2 tRNA genes and 3 rRNA genes are annotated in these 1404 nt (G+C 55.1%); all 5 read right to left on the reverse strand.

The window, feature by feature from the left end:
• Nucleotides 1-591 (reverse strand): 23S ribosomal RNA (locus G3578_RS20565); the annotation flags it as partial.
• Between the two features lie 109 nt (nucleotides 592-700).
• Nucleotides 701-817, reverse strand: a 5S ribosomal RNA gene (rrf, locus tag G3578_RS20570).
• A 117-nt stretch (nucleotides 818-934) separates the two neighbouring features.
• Nucleotides 935-1010, reverse strand: a tRNA-Ala gene (locus tag G3578_RS20575).
• 14 nt (nucleotides 1011-1024) lie between these two features.
• Nucleotides 1025-1101 (reverse strand) — tRNA-Ile (locus tag G3578_RS20580).
• A gap of 83 nt (nucleotides 1102-1184) precedes the next feature.
• Nucleotides 1185-1404, reverse strand: a 16S ribosomal RNA gene (locus tag G3578_RS20585); the annotation flags it as partial.

Raw genomic sequence — 1404 nt, forward strand, 5'->3', positions numbered from 1 at the left:
AAACGGGCTCCGACTATTTGTAAGCACACGGTTTCAGGTACTCTTTCACTCCCCTCCCGGGGTGCTTTTCACCTTTCCCTCACGGTACTGGTTCGCTATCGGTCGCTAGGGAGTATTTAGCCTTAGCAGATGGTCCTGCCAGATTCACACGGGATTTCACGTGTCCCGTGCTACTCGGGGTCCGTCTCGGAGAGACGCGCGTTTGGGTTACGCGACTGTCACGCTCTCTGGTCGGCCTTCCCAGACCGTTCACCTACGCGCGTCTTTTGTAACTCCATGTGAGACGCCCCACGACCCCGCCAGGTAAACCTGACGGTTTAGGCTCTTCCCCGTTCGCTCGCCACTACTAGGGGAATCACTGTTGTTTTCTTCTCCTCCGGCTACTTAGATGTTTCAGTTCACCGGGTGTGCCTTCACATACCCTATGGATTCAGGTACGGATACCATCCCATTACGGATGGTGGGTTGCCCCATTCGGAGATCCCCGGATCAATGCGTGCTTACCGCTCCCCGAGGCTTATCGCAGTTCGCTGCGTCCTTCTTCGGCTCCTAGCGCCAAGGCATCCACCGTGTGCCCTTAGTAACTTAACCACAATTGGTGTAAGCACTAACGTACTACATCAGTTAAAATCCTTAGCAATTCTTGCGTTATCCAGTTTTCAAGGAACAAGTGATGTTAAGCAATCCGCGAGGATTGCCCGCCTGGCAACGTCCTACTCTCCCGGTCCCCTTCGGGACAAGTACCATCGGCGCTGGAGGGCTTAACGGCCGTGTTCGGAATGGGAACGGGTGTGTCCCCTCCGCCATCGTCACCAGACCATGCACATGGATGTGCGGGTGTCGGCGTTGTCTCAGGACGAGACGCTTCTAGCCGACCAGGATATTCAATCTACCATACCGACTCGACAAAAGCAAGTCGTCAAGTTGGTAAAAATGGTGGAGCTGAACGGGATCGAACCGATGACCTCCTGCTTGCAAGGCAGGCGCTCTCCCAACTGAGCTACAGCCCCAGATGTTGCAAATATGGTGGGCCTAGGCTGACTCGAACAGCCGACCTCACGCTTATCAGGCGTGCGCTCTGACCAACTGAGCTATAGGCCCAAATGGTTGTTGCGGAGAACAACAGCTTCATGCTCCCTCAAAACTGAACAGCGAATGTTGCGTGAGCAACCAAATCTCCCTAGAAAGGAGGTGATCCATCCGCACCTTCCGGTACGGATACCTTGTTACGACTTCACCCCAATCATCTACCCCACCTTCGGCGGCTGGCTCCTTGCGGTTACCTCACCGACTTCGGGTGTTGTAAACTCTCGTGGTGTGACGGGCGGTGTGTACAAGGCCCGGGAACGTATTCACCGCGGCATGCTGATCCGCGATTACTAGCGATTCCGACTTCATGCAGGC

Source organism: Brevibacillus sp. SYP-B805, from assembly GCF_011059135.1.
Lineage (GTDB): Bacteria > Bacillota > Bacilli > Brevibacillales > Brevibacillaceae > Brevibacillus_F.